This window comes from Streptomyces sp. NPDC053427, assembly GCF_044544985.1.
Lineage (GTDB): Bacteria > Actinomycetota > Actinomycetes > Streptomycetales > Streptomycetaceae > Streptomyces.
Genome location: NZ_JBITYA010000004.1, coordinates 293062 through 311272, shown reverse-complemented (window position 1 = coordinate 311272; position 18211 = coordinate 293062). Strand labels below are relative to the sequence as shown.

Below are 18211 nucleotides of genomic sequence, written 5' to 3'. Positions count from 1 at the left end.
CGTGCCCCGGGCGGGCCGTACCGCGCCGCGGTATATCCGCCGGGTCCGTCCGGGGAGGTGCCCATGGCTGAGCGGACCGCACTCCTGGAGGAGCAGCCCCCGCGGCCCACGCCCCGGGTGGTCCCGGCCGCCATGGCGGTCCCTGGGCCGCGTCCGGCCGGCGTGGCGAGGGGGCTGCTGCGCACCGCGCGCCCGCGACAGTGGATCAAGAACGTACTGGTCCTGGCCGCCCCGGTCGCCGCGGGCGACCTCTTCCATCGCCGTACGCTCCTCCAACTGGCCCTGATATGCGTGCTGTTCACGGTCGCGGCGGCCGCGGTCTACCTCATCAACGACGCCCGGGACGCGACCGCCGACCGGGCCCATCCGGACAAGTGCCGCCGTCCGGTGGCCGCGGGCGAGGTCCCCGTGGCGCTCGCCTACGCGACCGGCGGGCTGCTGGCGGTGCTGGCTCCGCTGGCCACCGCGGCACTCTGCAACGCCGCTACCGCCGCGCTGATCGCCGCGTACATCCTGATGCAACTCGCCTACTGCATCAGCCTCAAGCACGTCCTGGTCGTCGATCTCGTCGTGGTGACCAGCGGATTCCTGATGCGGTCGATGGTCGGCGGACCGGCGCTCGGCATCCCGCTCTCCCGCTGGTTCCTGATCACCGCGGGCTTCGGCGCCCTGTTCATGGTCGCCGCCAAGCGGTACTCCGAGGCGCTCCAGATGGCCGCGAAGAGAGGCCGGACGCGGGCGCTGCTGCGCGAGTACACCGACGGCTATCTGCGCTTCGTCTGGCAGCTGGCGGCCGGCGGCGCGGTCCTCGCGTACTGCCTGTGGGCGCTGGAGGGCGGCGGCATGAGCGCGGGGGCGCTGCCCTGGCGCCAGCTGTCGATGGTGCCGTTCATACTCGCCGTACTGCGCTACGCCGTCTTCGCCGACCGCGGTACGGCCGGCGCGCCGGAGGACGTACTGCTGCGGGACCGGCCGTTGGCGGCGATCGGGCTGGTGTGGATCGCGCTGTACGCCATGGCGGTCGCGGGCGTGTGAGCCGCCGCGCGGGGCGGGGGCGCGGGCCGATGGGGACGCATGTGCCGCTCTCACTCCGGGGTAGGCGGAGGTTAATGTTCCGGATGGCTGTGGCAAGTGAGACGGCCATGGCGAGTGAGGGGGACCCATGGACCGGCTGACCAGGCTGCCGGTGATCGGCCCGGCGATCCGGCCCGGCGTGGCCTGGCTGATGGCCAGCCACCCGTGGCGCGCCTACGCGCGCATGCAGCGGGTGCACTGGACCCGGCTCGCCGCCGCGATCACCTTCACCAGCTTCATCGCGCTCTTCCCGCTGCTGACCGTCGGCGCCGCGATCGGCGCCGCCTTCCTCAGCGACAGCCAACTCCACCAGCTCCAGGCCAAGCTCGCCGAGCAGGTCCCCGGCATCTCCGCACAACTCGATCTGGTGGGCCTGGTCAACAACGCCACCACGGTCGGCCTGATCGCCGGTGCGCTGCTGCTGTTCACCGGCATCGGCTGGGTCGCGTCGCTGCGCGACTGCCTGCGCGCGGTGTGGGAGAGGGACAACGACGACACCAACTTCTTCGTCGGCAAGCTCCGCGACGGTGTGCTGCTGATCGGTCTCGGCGGCGTGGCGCTGCTCTCCGTCGCCTGCTCGACCTTCGCGACCGCCGCGGTGGGCAAGGTCGCCGAGGCCATCGGCCTGGCGGAGGGCGGCATCGGCTCCGTGCTGCTCTCCGCCGCCGGCTTCTGCATCGCCGTCCTCGCGGCCTTCCTGCTGCTGGTCTTCGTCCTGACGAAACTGCCCGGCGCCCACCCGCCCCGCCGCGCCGTCGTGGTCGCCGCCCTCATCGGCGCGATCGGCTTCGAACTGCTGAAGCTGCTGCTCAGCGGCTATCTGCGAGGCGTCGCCGCACGGAGCATGTACGGGGCCTTCGGCACGCCGATCGCGCTGCTGCTGTGGATCAACTTCACGGCGAAGCTGCTGGTGTTCTGCGCGGCGTGGACGGCCACGTCGGAGGCGGAGCCCGCGGACCAGGAGCCGGAAGGGGCGGAGCCGGACCCTGCCGCGCCCCGCCCCCGTACCTGACCCGGTATCGGATCTCGTACCGGTCCGCCCCTACGTCACGAGACGGCCCGCCCTACGTCATGACCCGGCCCGCCGCCGGCGCATCAGCACCAGCGCGGCCAGCCCCAGCACCGCCAGCGCGCCCCCGGCGATCCCCACCGTCGTCCAGGTACCGCCCGAGCCGTCGGCGGTCTTCGGGCCCTGGGGGTCTCCGTACCCGTTCTCGGCGTCGCCGTGCGCCTTGGCGCGGGCCGCCCGGTCCTCGTCGCTCTTGGACCCGACCAGCCGCCCGACCGGCTCCACCTTGTCGGCCGCCGCGAAACCCCAGTCCAGCAGCCGCGCGGCCTCCCGGTACGCCTCGTTGTGCTCCTTCTTCTGCGGATTCATCACCGTCACCAGAAGCGTGCGGCCACCGCGCTCGGCGACCCCGGTGAACGTCGACCCGGCGTTCGTGGTGGAGCCGTTCTTCACCCCGGCGATGCCCGGGTACGGCTTGATGTCGTAGTCGCCGCTCAGCAGTCGGTTGGTGTTCTGGATCCCGAACGTCTTCCGCTTGCCGTGCTTCGCCTCCTCGCCCGGGAACTGCGCACTCGCCGTCGAGCAGTACTCGCGGAAGTCGGCGTTCTGCAGCCCCGCGCGGGCGAACAGGCTCAGGTCGTACGCGCTGGAGACCTGCCCCGGCGCGTCATAGCCGTCCGGCGTGACGACATGCGTGTCGGTGGCGTTCAGCTCCTTCGCGCGCTTCTGCATCTCGGCGACGGTGGCCTCCGTGCCGCCGTTCATCGCCGACAGCGCGTGCACCGCGTCGTTGCCGGACCGCAGGAACACCCCGAGCCACAGGTCGTGCACCGAGTAGGACAGGTTCTCCTTTATCCCCACCAGGCTGCTGCCCGCGCCCATCCCCTCCAGGTCGGCGGGCTTGACCGTGCGCTTCTCGTCCTTGGGGAACTTGGGCAGCACGGTGTCGGCGAACAGCATCTTCAGCGTGCTGGCCGGCGCGAGCCGCCAGTGCGGATTCTTGGCGGCCAGCACCTTGCCGGACTTGGCGTCCGAGATGATCCACGAACGGGCGGTGAGCGCGTCCGGCCCCGGCAGCTTCGGTGCCCCGGCCGCCGGCTGCCCCACCTGGACGCCGGGCTGGCCCAGTCGGCCCCCGCCGACCGCCGACATCTTGGCGGGCGGCGCCGGGGCCTTCGGCGGCTTGCCGTCGGCGGGGGCGGCGGACGCGGTACCGGCCAGCAGCGGGGACGCCAGCAGCGCGGCGGCGGCCAGCCCGGCCACGGGGCGCACGGGGCGGCGCGGGGGCGCGGCGCTGCCGGGGGCGCCGGGCGCGGTCGAAGGGGTGAGGGCCGTGGCATCAGAGAAGGTCGTCGGCACGTCGCAGAACGTACCCGGCCGGTCGCCCGCCCCAGACATCACCCCACGGAAGAGTGCCCCACCCGACCGCCGGATGGAGCCCCTGCCCCTACCGGAACCCCTTGAGCTCACACGCCCCGTGCCCTGGTTGGTGGGGAGCTGGTTCATCTGGATCACCTTTCACACATCACTGACCATCACCGCGGGGACTGGAGGAAGGAGCGGGTCGGAGCGCATGACACGGTGCGTGTCGTTGCCCGGTGGCGGGGCAGGGAAACGGCGCGCGTCGCCGTGTACGCCCCGCAGTCCACAGCACGCCCCGACGCCTCCCAAGCGCCGCCCGAAGCGCGGGTTGCCGTCGGCGAGGCGCTGGCAGTCGGGGTTGGCAGGTAGTCCACAGGTTCCAAGACGTCGGCCGGCCCGGTTGGGATCCCAAAGTGGCCCGTCAGGGATGTGAATCACTTGTGGACGCCCTGCGCGACGGACACGCGCGTCTCGGGGGAGGCCGGAGGGGCATCAACGACCGGAAGGCCGACGTGTGACGGTGGCTCGGATTCCGTACGCCCGTACCCGAGCCCGTTCAAGGGAGTTGGCCGTGTCCGGGCCTTTCCGCCGCAGCCATGATGGCGCCACGGCACTGTGCGACGGTGCCAGGATCGAGTTCTGCGAGGACGCCGGCAGGAGGCGGCCGACCTGCCGGCCACCGCGATTCCGGGCGCCGAGATCCACTGCTACGAAGAGGACGAGGAACGCGAGCGGCAGCTCGGGGCGACGGCGGCGTCCCCCCTCTGGGAGTACGAGGTCACCTGGGTCCCGTGCGAGAGGTGTCCGTAGAGGTGACCCCGGTCAGTCGCCCGTCGTCGTCGACGGCGACGCGGCCCCCGCGGCCTCCCGCCGCAACGCGCGCAGGCCGCGGAACCCGATGAATCCGATCGCCGTCCCCAGGACGAAGGACACCACCGCAAGCAGCAGGTGCACCCAGAAGTAAGCGGTCGGGTCGCCCGCGTCGTTGAAGGCCAGGCCGCTGGCGTCCTTGCAGAGGTTCTTGACGAAGGTCACCCACACCACCCAAGACCAGGCGCCGAAGACGAGGAGGAACCAGGAGACCGGGCGGCTGAGCTTCATGGGGGTGTCCTCTGCTGCGGGGGAGCCTTGCCCTGCCAGTATCCGGCCGGCAGCTCCGTGATCTCTTCCGGGGTGCGTGTGGATCTTTTCCGTCGAGAATCTCCGGCGGCCCACGGCGGACCCGCCTTCGGTGCGGCAGACGACCCGACCGCCAGGACGCCGTTGGGCGCTATAGCGTGCTGTGCCGGCAGGCATTCACCCATCGGGGGAGTCGGCGTGATCTTCGCCTTGATCGTGATGGCGGTCCTCGGGCTGTTCTTCGGCGCGCATCGCTATCTGTGGTGCCGGCTGATCCGCGACACCACCGCACCCGGCAGCCGGGCCCGCCGCACGGGCACCGTCGGGGCCCTCGTCCTCCCGCTGCTCGCCCTCGCCGCGCTGCTCGCCGGGCGGCTCGGCGCGCCGTTCGGGCTTCAGCAGGTGCTGGCCTGGCCCGGTTACCTGTGGCTGGCGTTGGTGCTCTATCTGGTGCCGGCGCTGTTGCTGGGGGAGGTGGTACGGGGGGTATGGCTGCGGGCGGTCCCGGAGCGGCGGGCGGCCCCGGCCGCCGCTTCCCGCCCGGCCCCCGCGCCGGGCACGGCCGGTACCGGCCCCTCCCCGGCCTCCGCCCTTCTCCCTCCCCACACGCCCGTCCCGCCGCCGCTGACCGCCCCGCCCCGTCGGCTCTTCGTCGCGCGGGCGGTTGCGGCCGGTGCGTCCCTCGCCGCCGTCGGATACGGCACCGCGACGACCCTGCGCGGCCCCCGCGTGAAGCGCGTCACCGTGCCACTGGCCAAGCTGCCGCGCGCCGCGCACGGCTTCCGGATCGCCGTCGTCAGCGACATCCACCTGGGTCCGGTCCTCGGCCGCGCCCACACCCGGCGCATCGTCGACACGATCAACCGGACCGACCCGGACCTGGTGGCGATCGTCGGCGACCTGGTGGACGGCAGCGTCCCCGACCTGGGTCCGGCCGCCGAGCCGCTGCGCGAGCTGGCATCCCGGTACGGGTCGTACTTCGTCACGGGAAATCACGAGTATTACTCGGGGGCGGCCCAATGGGTCGATTACGTACGGGAATTGGGTGTCCATCCGCTGGAGAACGCGCGCACCGAACTTCCCGGATTCGATCTCGCCGGGATCAATGACCTGGCGGGGGAGAGCGAGCACGCGGGACCGGACTACGGACGGGCGCTCGGCGGACGGGACACGAGCCGGGCCGTCGTCCTGCTGGCGCATCAGCCCGTCACCATCCATGAAACCGTCCGGCACGGCGTGGATCTGCAGCTCTCCGGCCACACCCACGGCGGTCAGATGTGGCCCGTCACCTACCTCGCCGCGGCCACCAATCCCACCGTCGCGGGCCTGGCGCGGTACGGCGACACCCGGCTGTACGTCACGCGCGGCGCGGGCGCCTGGGGGCCGCCGGTGCGGGTGGGGGCGCCGCCGGACGTCACGGTCGTGCAACTGGCCTCGATGCGGGCCTGATAGCGGCCCGGAACAAGGCTTCCGGCGCGCTCCACGAGGGGTTAATGGCCTCCCGGGCGGGTACTTGATAACAGCCTGTCGACAAACTGGGTCGCAATGTGCCCTGAATCGGACAGATCACGACTTCCGATCTTGCTATCGCGACCGTCAACTCCGTAGTCTTTATTGTCTTTACGCTGTCCGCTGCCCGGTCGTGGCGGCGCCAGGCCGGAGTGGTGCGGCGGGGGCGAGCGGGGTGCGCGTGTCACGGGGAGAGCGTCATGGCGAAGCATTTCAAGGTCGATCTCGACGAGCTGGACGGCGTAGTGCGTCAGCTCAGGCGCCTTCAGGGCGATATGGATGAAACCGGCCAGAAGGTGGAGTACGGGACGAACATCCCGAAGTCCGCCTTCGGGGTCAATTTCGGCGAAGCGGAGGAACTCTCCCACGCCCACGACCAGATGCAGACGTACCTGAAGGACGTCGTCAAGGCGCTCCAGGGCCTCACCCTCAAGTTCGGCGAGAAGACGGACGCGAGCCGCGGAGCCTACGAGGACCAGGACCACGCGACCAAGGTCTCGATGAGCGGCTGACATTCCATGGCGACGCAGGGATGAGGCGACGACGATGAAGGGGGGCCTGCGTGGTTAGCGCCATGGAGGAGCACGAGAGCGCCAAGGCGATGGAGAAGCAGCAGGACGACGAGGACCGGGTCAACAGGCTGAAGTCCTTCAAGGGCGCGCGCCTGACCCCGCACTCCCCGTCCGACTTCCACCACCACGGCATCAACGATCTCCGGAAGATGATCGAGAACGCCAAGCCCGAGACGATGGAGACCGCCGGGGACCACTGGCGCAAGTCCGCCGATCTCCTGGGCGGGCAGGACGGGCACGGCGGCGTCCGCAAGAAGTTCATGGATGCCGTCGATCATGCGACGGCGCACTGGGAAGGCGCGGCCGCCGAGGCGTTCCGCAAGGAAGCCCTCAAGGTGCTCGGCAAGATCGACAGGACGTACCGGCACGCCCGGAAGACCGAGACGTCGTTGATCGGTACGCGGGAAACGGGCCCGGAAATCGGCCTCGCCCACAACCTTCGCCAGGCCATGGAGGCCATGTCGAAGATCCACGACCCGGGGAAATGGGACCGCTTCAAGGATGAGAGCGGCGACGACGCCCAGTTCCGCCGGGACATGGCGAACCCGAAGATGGACGCCCGTCAGGCGCTGGAGCTCAACCGGGACAAGCTGTCCCTGACCAAGGAGCGCCAGGTCGAGGCGGTCATCGTGATGGATGAGCTGGCGGCCCACTACTCGGCACACCGCGACGGGTTCGAAAGCGTCCCCGAGAACGGCCTGCACGGCGACTGGCCGAAGGAGCCCGCCAACACCCCGCACCCGCACCCGGTGCGCATGCCCGATACGAACGACAGGTTCCACCCGGACCCGTCCGCGGCCACACCGCAGGCGTCGCACCACGCGGGCGGCGGAGCGGTCCCGCCCGGGTTCGACGGTCCCAAGATCAGCCGGCCGGACCTGCCGGTGAACACCGGACTCGACAGCGTGCAGGGCGGCACCATGACCCCGCCCTCGGTCTCCGGCGGATACCACGGCGGCCCGTCCGGTGGCGGACATGGCGGCGGTCCGGGCGGCGTCCCGGGCGGCGCGATGCCGCCGGGGCTCTTCGGTGTGCCGGGTGGCGCCGTGCCCGCCGGCGGTGGGCGTGGTGCGCCCGGTGCCGGCGGGATGCGCGGTGGCATGCCGGGCGCGGGCGGCGCCAAGGGCGGCAAGGCGGGCGCGGCCGGAAGCGGCGGTGCGCAGGCGCGTACCCGCGGCGGCATGGCAGGCAAGCCCGGTGGCCCCGCGGGCGGCGCCAAGCAGGGCGGCTCGGGGCTGCACCGCAGCCGCGGCGGAAAGCAGACGGGCATGGGTGCCCACGGAGCCAAGGGCAAGGACAACCGGGAGAAGGAGCGCACCACCAAGGAGCGCCCCGACTACCTGGTCGAGGACGAAGAGACGTGGACTTCGCAGCGGAATGTGGTGCCACGCGTCATCGAATAGGGGATGGCATCGTCGTACGGCGGCTGTAAGGACCGGCCCCGCACCCGAGGGTGCGGGGCCGGTCCGCGAATGGAACACTGCCGCCCGGACAGCACAGCGAGAAGGAGCCAGGCATGAGGGTCACCCGAACACTGCGCGCGACGGCGGGTGCTGCGCTGACCGGAGCGCTGCTGCTCGCGGCGAGCGGTACCGCCTCCGCAGATCACACGCGTAAGGATCTGTGGCCGCTGAAGGCGTTCGGGGCCGAGCAGCTGTGGAAGGAGGCCACCGGGAAGGGTGTGACGGTGGCCGTGATCGACAGTGGCTTTCGGGAGACCCACCAGGACCTGAAGGGGCAGTTCCTGCCGGGACCGGATTTCGGCAAGGAAGCCGAGGCCGCGGGCGCCAAGCATCTCGAAGAGGGCGAAAAGGATATTCGCGACCATGGCACCTCCATGGCCTCGCTCATCGCGGGCCGCGGGCACGGTCCGGGCGGCTCCGAAGGCATCAAGGGACTGGCGCCCGGAGCCAAGCTCCTCCCCGTACCGTCGTTCGGCAGGAGCGCCCAGGCCACTCGCTGGGCCGTGGACCACGGCGCCGACGTGCTGAACATGTCCTACGGCGGGGCGGAGGGCGGCGACATGTGCGACTCCATCAGCTACGCCCTCTCCAAGGGGGTAGTGGTCGTGGCCTCGGTGGGCAACGAGGCCATGACCCGGAAGAGCTATCCGGTGGGCTGCCCGGGCGTGATCGGCGTCGGTGCGGTCGACGAGTACGGCGAGGCGGCCGACTTCAACAATTACAACGCCGACACCGACCTGCTCGCGCCCGGCGTGAAGATCCCGGCCGCAGGCGGCACGGGCGACTCGAGCTACCGGACGTCGCAAGGCAGCTCCCAAGCCGCCGCCTACGTCTCCGCCGCCGTCGCCCTTCTCAAGGAGAAGTTCCCCGACCTCACCCCCGGTCAGATCGCCAACCGCCTGGTGAAGACCGCCGGCCTGGCTCCGGACGAGAAGGACAAGCACCTCAAGCTCCCGGACCCCCACTACGGTTACGGGTTCCTCCAGCCCGGCGCGGCGCTGCGGAAGAACATCCCGGCAGGCGCGAAGGAGGGGCCGCTGCCGATGCCGAAGGGCAAGCCGGCACAGGCCGGGGCGGCCTCGGACGCGGACAAGGGCGGTGACTCCGGCGGGTCGGCGAGCGGTACGAACAATGCTCTGCTCTACGGCGGCATCGGCCTCGGCGCGCTGGTCGTCGTCGGAGGCATCGTCGCCGCCGTCGTCTCGGCCCGTCGCCGTAAGAACACCGGCGGGCAGACCTGGGGCTGAGCCCCTGCACCCTCCCTCCGGCCGGTCGCAGCCGATTCAGGCGATCCGGCCGATCCAGGCGATGCGGCGGGACGCACAAGGACCTCAGGGGCGCCCCTCGCGTACGAGAGGGGCGCCCTCCGTTCAGGCGCGGCGCCGGGCCGGGCTCAGGGAGCGTTGAAGATGACCTCGGGGTTGGCCGCCGACGGCCCGTCCAGCAGCGGCTGAGGGATCCCCCGCAGCTGCTGGTCGAAGAAGGCGCCCACGTAATCCCGGGTTATCTCGCCGGACCGCTTGCCGGACAGCGGGGCCTCGGGGTCGCTCACCCCGACCTGGGCACCCAGGACCGGCAGGTCGTTGAAGGTGAAGTGGCCGGCGTCGGCGACGGTGAGCCAGCGCTTCCAGCCGTCCAGAGAGTGCCAGAACGCCGGCCAGCTGGTGTCCTGGGAATCGGGCGAATGGCCGGCCTCGGTGCCGAGCATCAGGAACGGCCGTCCGCCCAGGGCGGAAGCGGAGGTGCCGGTGAAGAAGGTGCCGTCCAGATTCGCTCCGGCACGGATCCGCTGGTCGCCCGCCATGGCGGTGGCCGCGCTGTTGCCGCCGATGGAGTGCCCCGCCGCCCCGATCCGCCGGGCATCGATGAGGCGGGAGTACTTCCGGGCGGGCGAGGCGGCCTGGGCGCCGTGGCGGCCCGTCAGCTGGTCGATGACGAAGGAGATGTCGGCCGCGCGGCCCTCGGCGACCTTGCCCATCAGCTTCTTCCTGGCCTCCGGCGTCGGGGCCTGCTGCACCGTGTCGCAGGCGACGCAGGTGAGGGTGCGACCGCCGGGGAAGGCCGTGCCGAAGGATTCGTAGGCGTGGTCCATGAGGGCGACGACATAGCCGCGGGAGGACAGATCCTCCGCGAGGAGGGTGAGGGTGGCGCGGTTGAGGGTGAAGCCCGGCGAGAGGAGCACCAGCGGGTGCTTGCCGCCCATGGGGCGGGCGGCGGTGCGGGCGTTGCCGCGGGTGCCGGAAAGAAGCTCCGGCGGGAAGGCCTTGCCCAGCTTCTGCTTCTCGAGCAGGAGCCGGGCCTCTTCGACGGTCATATAGGGCGCGGTGGCGCCGCCGCTGCCGCCGCGGGCCGGGTAGTACATCGACACCATCAGCTCACGCGCGCCCGCGGAGGGCACCCAGGGGTCCCGGCGCGAGGCGTCCGTCAGGTGCAGGGTGTCGCGCCCGATGGCGTACGGCCCGCTGGGGCGGGGCAGTTCGAGCTGGACGGCGGACGGGGCGGGGGCCGAAGCGGCCACGGCGGACGGCGGCGCCGCGAAGGCCGTACCCGCTGCGGCGATCGGCAGCGGCAGCGCGAGAGCAAGAGCGGCCAAAACGGCTGCACTACGGTGAATTCGCTTCATGATCCGATCGTAGGAGCCGACGATTGCGGCCGGTACTGACGAAAGTCATGAGTTGCCGGTGACATTCTCAGGGTCGGCCGGCGAGGGGCGGACCGGCGCGCTGCGGCTCCCGGCCGGCAGCAGGAACTCGCTCAAGACGTCGGTCACTTCCCGCACCAGGGGGCGCAGTACGCGAAAGCGCGAGGCGGCGATGGCGCGCGCGACCAGGGGAGAGGTGCGTTCCACCAGGGCGCGGCTGCGCGCGCAGTTCTCCGAGCGGTCGTGGACCCAGTAGAGGACCAGGCCCATCTGCTGCAGCCACAGCAACCGGGGAAGCTGCTCGGCGAGTTCGGGGTCCGCCTTGATGTCGGCGCCGGCCAGCAGGCGGCGGTGCAGGTCGATGACGGCCTCGCGCGGGCCCTCGGACTCGTCGGAGAACGGGCTGAGCGGGCTGGCCGGGTCCGCGGCGTTCTTGAAGAACTGGGCGGCGAACTCGTGATACGGCTCGGCGACGTCCAGCCAGGCCAGCAGCACCCCGCGCAGCCGCCGCGCCAGCCCGGTCTCCCGTGCGAGAACGTCCTGGACGGCGGCCGCGTGCTCCGCGGCCATCTGGTCGTAGAAGCCCTGGACCAGATGTTCCTTGGAAGCGAAGTAGTAGTACGCGTTGCCGACGGAGACCCCGGCCTCCTGGGCGATGGCCCGCATGGTGGTCTTGTCGTAGCCGCGCTCGCGGAACAGGCGCAGCGCGGTCCGAAGGATCAGCCGCCGGGTCTGTTCGCTCTTGGTGCCGGGGCCGCCCCCGGGCCTCGGCGCCGGTCCACCACTCGTCGTCGCGTCGTCCACGCCGACGACCCTAATCGGCGGCCGCCCCGGGCGTCACAGGCGGTGCCGGACGAGGAACCCTTCGATCAGCTCCTGCCACTTCTGCGGGTGCTCGACCATCGGCAGATGCCCGGTGGCGATCTCGGCGTACTCGGCGCCGGGAATGCGGTCGGCCAGGTGGCGGGAGTGCGACGGGGGGACCAGCGGGTCGCGCGTGGTGGCGATGACCAGGGTGGGGACGCGGATACCGGGGAGGTCGGCGGTGGCGTCCATAGCCCTGACGAGCGCGGCCTGTTCGGCGCAGCCGCGGGGCGGCAGGGACGGATCCGGGTCCAGTACGGTGCTCAGCGCCTGAGGGGACAGGCCGTTGAGGTACTCCCGGGAGAACCCGCTGACGGCCCGCGCCTGTGCGAAGCCCGCGTAGTCGCCGCGCTCCAGGAGGCGCAGCCAGAGGTCCATCCAGAGGGTCACATGGGCGTCGGCACGGGCGAGTCCGGCGGTCAGGACGAGGCCGCGGACCCGCTCGGGGTGGCGTGCCGCGGCCCGTACGGAGACGGCCGACCCCATGGAGAAGCCGACCAGCGTGAAGGTCGCCAGCCCGGCGGCGGTGGCCTCGGCCACCAGGGCGTCGGCGAGGGCGTCCAGCGTCAGGGGCGCGGTGGCGCGCGGGGTGTCGCCCGATCCCGGGTAGTCCGGAGCCACCACGCGGTGGCCGGAGGCCGCCAGTGCGGGGATGAGCTGCCCGTAGTTGCTCCGGACGCTGCCGGTCGCGCCGTGCGCCAGGAGAACGCCGGAACCGCCGGGCGCCCCGGCGACGGCGGTGGACAGCGGCGGGAGGGTGGCGGGGGCCCCGGCGGAAATCCGGGAAGCGACAGGGGCCGTGGTGGGAATCCTCGTGTCTGCGGAGGTGTTCGTCATGGCGAGGAGACTGCCGCTTGACGCCGGTGTGAAGGTCAAGCGGGCCGGAGGAGACCACGTCACAGGAGGGCGGGGACGGCCATGAGGGAGTGCGACCGGATGCCCAGCGGCGAACGGGACCGGATGCGGATCGGGGAGCTGGCGCGGCGCGCCGGAGTCAGCACCCGCTCGCTGCGCTACTACGAGCAGCGGGGGCTGCTGTGCGCCGACCGGGACGCCAACGGCTACCGGCGCTACGACGCCGGCTCGGTCGACACCGTCGCCCGGATACGTGAACTCCTCGCCATCGGCCTCGCCACGGACGACATCCGCGAGGTGCTGCCCTGCGCCCAGGGCGGTCCGGGCCTGATCCCCTGCGCGCTGTCCTGGGGCACGCTCGAACGGCAGATGGCTCAACTGGACGCGGAAATAGCGGAGTTGCAGCGCCGCCGGGCGGCGGTCGGGGCGTATGCGCAGGTCATGCGGGAGCGGCGGAGCCAGGACGAGGCGCTGGCCGCGAGGGCGCTGCGCTCGGCCTGAGCGGTCGGCGGCGGCGCGCCCCGCAAGCGGGCCGCATTCCGCTCCCACCCCGCCCGCGCCGCCCGCGTGTCCCGCTTGCGACGGACGCCCCGCCGACGGATCCTCGTGTGCACGCCGCCCGGGGAGTGCGGCGTCCCTGGCCGTCAACGGCGACTGCCAGGGGGCATCGACACCGGGGGATGACGTGCTCCGAGTGCACTTCACCGCGCAGGATCTGGCCCGTACGAGAGTGGCGGAGGGCGCCGATCCGCTGTGGGAGACCATGCTGAGCCTGCACGCCCTGCGCGCCGGCCGGCCCGACCCCGCGCTGGCCGCCTGGCGCCGGCACGCGGTGCGGCACGGCCCGGGACCGCTGCGCACCCTGTTCCCGCTGGTCCCGCAGCACGGCTACTTCCCGGACTTCCTCACCCCGCCCGCCGCCTCGGCCGGCGTCGAGCCGGGCCTGGAGGCCGTGATGAGCACGTCACGGACGCGGCTGCGCGCCGAACTGGCCGTACTGGCCGGACAGCGGCCGCTGCCGGCCTGGACCCGGGACATCGCGGCGGGCGAACCGGCCGCGCTGCGCCATCTGGCCCGCAGCCTGCGTACGTACCACCATCGCGCCATCGCCCCGGGCTGGCCGGTGATCGCCGAACGGGTCGGCATGGACCGGGCGTTGCGGCAGCATGCGAGGGGCGAGGCGGGCGCGGAGGCGATGCTGCGGACGTTCGGGCCGGCGATGCGATGGCGGCCACCGGTGCTGGAGGTCGACTACCCGGTGGAGCGGGAGCTGCGCCTGGAGGGGCGGGGGCTGGTCCTCGTCCCGTCGTACTTCTGCCGGGACACCCCGGTCGCGCTGGCGGACGACGCGCTGGAGCCGGTGCTGGTCTATCCGGTGGCGGGGGCCGCAACGGCACCCGGGAACGCCGAAGGGCCCCGCCTCCGTTTATGGAAGCGAGGCCCCTGCCCGCTCGTACCGCAACCCTCGATCGAGGAACCGGTACGGCGGGCAACCACGTCCGCGAGTGGGAGCACCACCCCCCAGCGTTAGCCGGGGGACGGCGTCGGTCCAGGCGTACTAGAAGCGACGCGTGATCAGCGCCCGCTTGACTTCCTGGATGGCCTTGGTGACCTCGATACCGCGCGGGCAGGCGTCCGTGCAGTTGAAGGTCGTGCGGCAGCGCCAGACGCCGTCCTTGTCGTTGAGGATCTCGAGACGCTGCTCGCCACCCTCGTCACGGCTGTCGAAGATGAAGCGGTGCGCGTTGACGATCGCCGCCGGGCCGAAGTACTGGCCGTCGTTCCAGAACACCGGGCACGAGGACGTGCACGCGGCGCACAGGATGCACTTGGTGGTGTCGTCGAAGCGCTCGCGGTCCTCGGCGGACTGCCGGCGCTCACGGGTCGGCTCGTTGCCGGTCGTGATCAGGAACGGCATCACGTCCCGGTACGCCTGGAAGAAGGGCTCCATGTCGACGACAAGGTCCTTCAGCACCGTCAGGCCCTTGATGGCCTCGACGGTGATCGGCTTCTCGGGGTTGATGTCCTTGATCAGCGTCTTGCAGGCCAGGCGGTTGCGGCCGTTGATGCGCATCGCATCCGAGCCGCAGATGCCGTGGGCGCAGGAACGCCGGAAGGTCAGCGTGCCGTCCTGGTCCCACTTGATCTTGTGGAGGGCGTCCAGGACGCGCTCCTTGGGGTCGATCTCCAGCTGGAAGTCCTGCCAGCTCGCGTCCTCCGAGATCTCCGGGTTGAACCGGCGGATCCGGAAGGTGACCGTGATCAGGTGGGACTCGCCGTCCTCGGCCGCGTCCAGCGCCGCGGAGTGCTTGTCGAGAGTCGGGGTGCTCATCAGTACTTACGCTCCATCGGCTGGTAGCGGGTCTGCACGACCGGCTTGTAGTCGAGGCGGATCGACTCCGAGCCGTCTGCGCCCACCTCGCGGTACGCCATGGTGTGCCGCATGAAGTTGACGTCGTCGCGGTTGGGGTAGTCCTCGCGGTAGTGACCGCCGCGGGACTCCTTGCGGGCCAGCGCGGACACCGCCATGACCTCGGCCAGGTCGAGCAGGTTGCCCAGCTCGACGGCCTCCAGCAGGTCGGTGTTGAACCGCTTGCCCTTGTCCTGGATGGACACGTTCAGGTAGCGCTCGCGCAGCTCGGCGATCTTCTCGACGGCCGTCTTGATCGTCTGCTCGGTGCGGAACACCATCACATTGGCGTCCATGCACTCCTGGAGCTCCTTGCGCAGCTCCGCCACCCGCTCGTTGCCGGTGGAGGTGCGCAGCCGCTCCACCTGGTCGACGACGAGCTTCGCCGGGTCCTCGGGCAGCTCGACGAAGTCGGCGTCCGCGGAGTACTCGGCGGCGGCGATGCCCGCCCGGCGCCCGAAGACATTGATGTCCAGGAGCGAGTTGGTGCCCAGACGGTTGGCGCCGTGCACGGAGACACAGGCGACCTCGCCGGCGGCGTACAGGCCCGGCACGACGGTGGTGTTGTCGGCCAGCACCTCGCCCTCGACGTTGGTCGGGATGCCGCCCATGGCGTAGTGCGCGGTCGGCTGGATCGGGATCGGGTCCGTGTAGGGCTCGATACCGAGGTAGGTCCGCGCGAACTCGGTGATGTCGGGCAGCTTGGCGTCCAGCTGCTCCGGCGGCAGGTGGGTCAGGTCCAGGTAGACGTGGTCGCCCTCGGGACCGCAGCCGCGGCCCTCGCGGATCTCCGTGTAGATGGAGCGGGAGACGACGTCACGCGAGGCGAGGTCCTTCATGACCGGCGCGTACTTCTCCATGAAGCGCTCGCCGTCCTTGTTGCGGAGGATGCCGCCCTCACCACGGGCGCCCTCCGTCAGCAGGATGCCCATCCGCCAGATGCCCGTCGGGTGGAACTGGAAGAACTCCATGTCCTCCAGCGGCAGCCCGCGGCGGTAGGCCGCGGCCTGGCCGTCACCGGTCAGGGTGTGCGCGTTGGAGGTCACCTTGAAGAACTTGCCGGTGCCGCCGGACGCGAAGATGATCGCCTTCGCCTGGAAGACGTGGATCTCGCCGGTGGCCAGCTCGTAGGCGACGACGCCCGCGGACTTCTTGACCCCGTCGACGTCCTGGAGCAGCAGGTCCAGCACGTAGAACTCGTTGAAGAACTCCACGCCCTCCTTGACGCAGTTCTGGTACAGCGTCTGGAGGATCATGTGGCCGGTGCGGTCCGAGGCATAGCAGGACCGGCGGACCGGGGCCTCACCGTGGTTACGGGAGTGACCGCCGAAGCGGCGCTGGTCGATCTTGCCCTCGGGCGTGCGGTTGAACGGCAGGCCCATCTTCTCGAGGTCGAGGACCGAGTCGATGGCCTCCTTCGCGAGGATCTCGGCGGCGTCCTGGTCGACCAGGTAGTCGCCGCCCTTGATCGTGTCGAAGGTGTGCCACTCCCAGTTGTCCTCCTCGACGTTCGCGAGGGCGGCGGCCATACCGCCCTGGGCGGCGCCGGTGTGGGAGCGGGTCGGGTAGAGCTTCGTCAGGACCGCGGTGCGGCTGCGCTTGGTCGACTCGATGGCCGCGCGCATGCCCGCGCCGCCGGCGCCGACGATGACGGTGTCGTACTTGTGGATCTGCATTTGGTCGTTACCTCAGCCCCGGGGCCTAGCGGATGTTCGGGTCGAAGGTGAAGATCACCAGCGTGCCCAGAAGGACGGTGAACACCGTGGCGGTGTACAGCAGCATCTTCAGCCAGAAGCGGGTGTTGTCCCGCTGCGCGTAGTCGTTGATGACGGTGCGCAGGCCGTTGGCGCCGTGCAGCATGGCCAGCCACAGCATGCACAGGTCCCAGCCCTGCCAGAACGGCGAGGCCCAGCGGCCGGCCACGAACGCGAAGCCGATCTTGGAGACACCGCCGTCCAGCACGAGCTGGATCAGCAGGTGGCCCAGGACCAGGACGACCAGGACGATGCCGGACAGCCGCATGAACAGCCAGCCGTACAGCTCGAAGTTGGTGCGGGTCGACTTCGGGGTCTTGCCGGTGCGCTTGCGCGGCGGCTCGATCACCGGGGCCGGGTGGTCCACGTCGTACAGGGACACCGCGTCGTTCGCGGGAGTCGTCTCAGCAGACATCTCGCCTCATCAGCTCCCGAACAGCGTGCGCAGGGTGTGCTGCAGCACGGGGTAGAAGGCACCGGCCATCAGTACGACCCAGACGCCCATGACGGTCCACAGCAGCTGCTTCTGGTACTTCGGGCCCTTGGCCCAGAAGTCGACCGCGATGACCCGCAGGCCATTGAGCGCGTGGAAGAGGATGGCGGCCACCAGGCCGTACTCCATCACGTTGACGATGGGCGTCTTGTAGGTCGCGACGACGTCGTCATAGGCCTCGGGAGAGACTCGGACGAGAGCGGTGTCGAGCACGTGTACGAACAGGAAGAAGAAGATGAGGACGCCAGTGACTCGATGAGCCACCCAGGACCACATGCCTTCCCGGCCGCGGTACAGCGTTCCAGCCGGCACGGAAAAACCCTCCGGGAGCGGGGATTGGGGCCGCGCCGGCTTCTCTGTCGGTCGGGCCCGGCCGGGTACGGTCCACCGGCCTTCGTCATCGTAGCGACGCACTGTCGGTTCCTTGCGCCCGGGTCCTTAGGTGTGATCAAACAGCCACCAACGGGCTATCACACAAGTGCCAACCGGGACATTACGGGCCGGAAGTCGCGATTCACTGATGCGGAACCGCGAGTCGCGCCAGCCTGCCGCGCGTGAGCCGGCGCAGCTCGTCGGCGGTGACGACCCGCTCCTCGTCCACTTCGTTGCCCAGCCGGGTGCGGATGCCGCTCAGCACCTGGTCCAGCTGCTCGTCCTCGCGGAAGCCGTCCAGGCAGATGACGAAGACGTGGCGGAAGCGCCGCTCGTACTCGGCGTGCGCGGCCCGCAGGGCGGTGTGGGCGGCGAGCGTGCCGGGGCCGCGGGCGCCGGCGAGCGGATGCGGGGACAGCGATTCCCGGGCGAGCGCCTCGTCCAGCTCGGCCGGGGTGAGGTCGTAGCAGGCCTCGTCGGAGGCGGCCAGCAGCGACTCCAGATCCGGGTACGGGCGGTGCGCGGCGATCCGCTGGGCCCAGCGGCCGCAGCCGCAGCAGGTCAGCAGCGCGGCCTCGGCGTCGTCGCGCGGCACGGTGTTGAAACGGGCGAGCCCGACGCCGGCCACCCGGCCCTGCGGCCGCGCGGTCCGGCCGTGCGGAGGTATGCCGCACGGGGCGGTGAACGGGGGCAGCGTCGTCGGCCGGGCGGCCG

18 protein-coding genes are annotated in these 18211 nt (G+C 71.1%); 8 read left to right on the top strand and 10 right to left on the bottom strand.

Annotated elements, in window-relative coordinates:
• Nucleotides 1–63 precede the first annotated feature (63 nt).
• Together ACIGWZ_RS13135 and ACIGWZ_RS13130 are read left to right on the top strand one after the other, a co-directional pair.
• Complete coding sequence (locus ACIGWZ_RS13135; RefSeq protein ID WP_400063795.1) at nucleotides 64–1035, top strand: decaprenyl-phosphate phosphoribosyltransferase; 972 nt, start codon at nucleotides 64–66, stop codon at nucleotides 1033–1035.
• 127 nt (nucleotides 1036–1162) lie between these two features.
• Nucleotides 1163–2086 carry a YihY/virulence factor BrkB family protein gene (locus tag ACIGWZ_RS13130; RefSeq protein ID WP_400063793.1) on the top strand — a complete coding sequence of 308 codons (924 nt, stop codon included), beginning with the start codon at nucleotides 1163–1165 and terminating at the stop codon, nucleotides 2084–2086.
• Nucleotides 2087–2143: 57 nt separating this feature from the next.
• Here ACIGWZ_RS13130 and ACIGWZ_RS13125 read toward each other — a convergent pair whose 3' ends face one another.
• Nucleotides 2144–3442, bottom strand: coding sequence for a D-alanyl-D-alanine carboxypeptidase family protein (locus tag ACIGWZ_RS13125; protein ID WP_400063791.1), 1299 nt, complete (start codon nucleotides 3440–3442; stop codon nucleotides 2144–2146).
• 825 nt (nucleotides 3443–4267) lie between these two features.
• Nucleotides 4268–4546 carry an SCO4848 family membrane protein gene (locus tag ACIGWZ_RS13120; protein ID WP_400063789.1) on the bottom strand — a complete coding sequence of 93 codons (279 nt, stop codon included), beginning with the start codon at nucleotides 4544–4546 and terminating at the stop codon, nucleotides 4268–4270.
• A gap of 216 nt (nucleotides 4547–4762) precedes the next feature.
• Here ACIGWZ_RS13120 and ACIGWZ_RS13115 point away from each other — a divergent pair, with 216 nt between their 5' ends.
• From ACIGWZ_RS13115 to ACIGWZ_RS13100, 4 genes are all read left to right on the top strand, one after another.
• Nucleotides 4763–6013, top strand: coding sequence for a metallophosphoesterase (locus tag ACIGWZ_RS13115; protein WP_400063788.1), 1251 nt, complete (start codon nucleotides 4763–4765; stop codon nucleotides 6011–6013).
• A gap of 260 nt (nucleotides 6014–6273) precedes the next feature.
• Complete coding sequence (locus ACIGWZ_RS13110) at nucleotides 6274–6585, top strand: hypothetical protein (protein WP_400063786.1); 312 nt, start codon at nucleotides 6274–6276, stop codon at nucleotides 6583–6585.
• A gap of 50 nt (nucleotides 6586–6635) precedes the next feature.
• The gene (locus ACIGWZ_RS13105; protein ID WP_400063785.1) at nucleotides 6636–8048 is read left to right on the top strand and encodes a hypothetical protein; all 1413 of its coding nucleotides are present in this window, start codon (nucleotides 6636–6638) and stop codon (nucleotides 8046–8048) included.
• Between the two features lie 113 nt (nucleotides 8049–8161).
• Nucleotides 8162–9355, top strand: coding sequence for a S8 family peptidase (locus tag ACIGWZ_RS13100; protein WP_400063783.1), 1194 nt, complete (start codon nucleotides 8162–8164; stop codon nucleotides 9353–9355).
• A 146-nt stretch (nucleotides 9356–9501) separates the two neighbouring features.
• On the opposite strand, the gene ACIGWZ_RS13095 is transcribed toward ACIGWZ_RS13100, so the two are convergent.
• The 3 genes from ACIGWZ_RS13095 to ACIGWZ_RS13085 are packed head-to-tail and all read right to left on the bottom strand — an operon-like array spanning nucleotide 9502 to nucleotide 12450.
• Complete coding sequence (locus ACIGWZ_RS13095) at nucleotides 9502–10731, bottom strand: alpha/beta hydrolase family protein (protein WP_400063781.1); 1230 nt, start codon at nucleotides 10729–10731, stop codon at nucleotides 9502–9504.
• 45 nt (nucleotides 10732–10776) lie between these two features.
• Entirely contained in the window at nucleotides 10777–11553 is a 777-nt protein-coding gene (locus ACIGWZ_RS13090) for a TetR family transcriptional regulator (RefSeq protein ID WP_400063779.1), read from the bottom strand.
• A 33-nt stretch (nucleotides 11554–11586) separates the two neighbouring features.
• Nucleotides 11587–12450, bottom strand: coding sequence for an alpha/beta fold hydrolase (locus ACIGWZ_RS13085; RefSeq protein WP_400063778.1), 864 nt, complete (start codon nucleotides 12448–12450; stop codon nucleotides 11587–11589).
• Between the two features lie 81 nt (nucleotides 12451–12531).
• Between ACIGWZ_RS13085 and ACIGWZ_RS13080 the strand changes: the two genes are divergently transcribed.
• A complete protein-coding gene (locus ACIGWZ_RS13080) occupies nucleotides 12532–12969 on the top strand; it encodes a MerR family transcriptional regulator (RefSeq protein ID WP_400063776.1) in 438 nt (145 codons plus the stop codon).
• 184 nt (nucleotides 12970–13153) lie between these two features.
• On the top strand, nucleotides 13154–13999 hold the full coding sequence (locus tag ACIGWZ_RS13075; RefSeq protein ID WP_400063774.1) for a hypothetical protein: 846 nt from the start codon (nucleotides 13154–13156) through the stop codon (nucleotides 13997–13999).
• A gap of 27 nt (nucleotides 14000–14026) precedes the next feature.
• Here the strand turns inward: ACIGWZ_RS13075 and ACIGWZ_RS13070 are convergent, their stop codons facing one another.
• The 5 genes from ACIGWZ_RS13070 to ACIGWZ_RS13050 form a co-directional block, all read right to left on the bottom strand.
• Complete coding sequence (locus tag ACIGWZ_RS13070; protein WP_400063772.1) at nucleotides 14027–14800, bottom strand: succinate dehydrogenase iron-sulfur subunit; 774 nt, start codon at nucleotides 14798–14800, stop codon at nucleotides 14027–14029.
• A complete protein-coding gene (sdhA, locus tag ACIGWZ_RS13065; protein WP_400063771.1) occupies nucleotides 14800–16554 on the bottom strand; it encodes a succinate dehydrogenase flavoprotein subunit in 1755 nt (584 codons plus the stop codon). Before sdhA ends, ACIGWZ_RS13070 begins: the two co-directional genes overlap by 1 nt.
• Nucleotides 16555–16579: 25 nt before the next feature.
• Nucleotides 16580–17047, bottom strand: a complete 468-nt coding sequence (locus ACIGWZ_RS13060; protein WP_400063769.1) for a succinate dehydrogenase hydrophobic membrane anchor subunit — start codon at nucleotides 17045–17047, stop codon at nucleotides 16580–16582.
• Nucleotides 17048–17056: 9 nt separating this feature from the next.
• Nucleotides 17057–17437 (bottom strand): succinate dehydrogenase, cytochrome b556 subunit, encoded by a 381-nt coding sequence (sdhC, locus tag ACIGWZ_RS13055; protein WP_400063767.1) that lies wholly within the window; start codon nucleotides 17435–17437, stop codon nucleotides 17057–17059.
• Nucleotides 17438–17639: 202 nt separating this feature from the next.
• Nucleotides 17640–18125, bottom strand: a complete 486-nt coding sequence (locus ACIGWZ_RS13050; RefSeq protein ID WP_400063766.1) for a 2-oxo-4-hydroxy-4-carboxy-5-ureidoimidazoline decarboxylase — start codon at nucleotides 18123–18125, stop codon at nucleotides 17640–17642.
• Nucleotides 18126–18211: the final 86 nt, after the last annotated feature.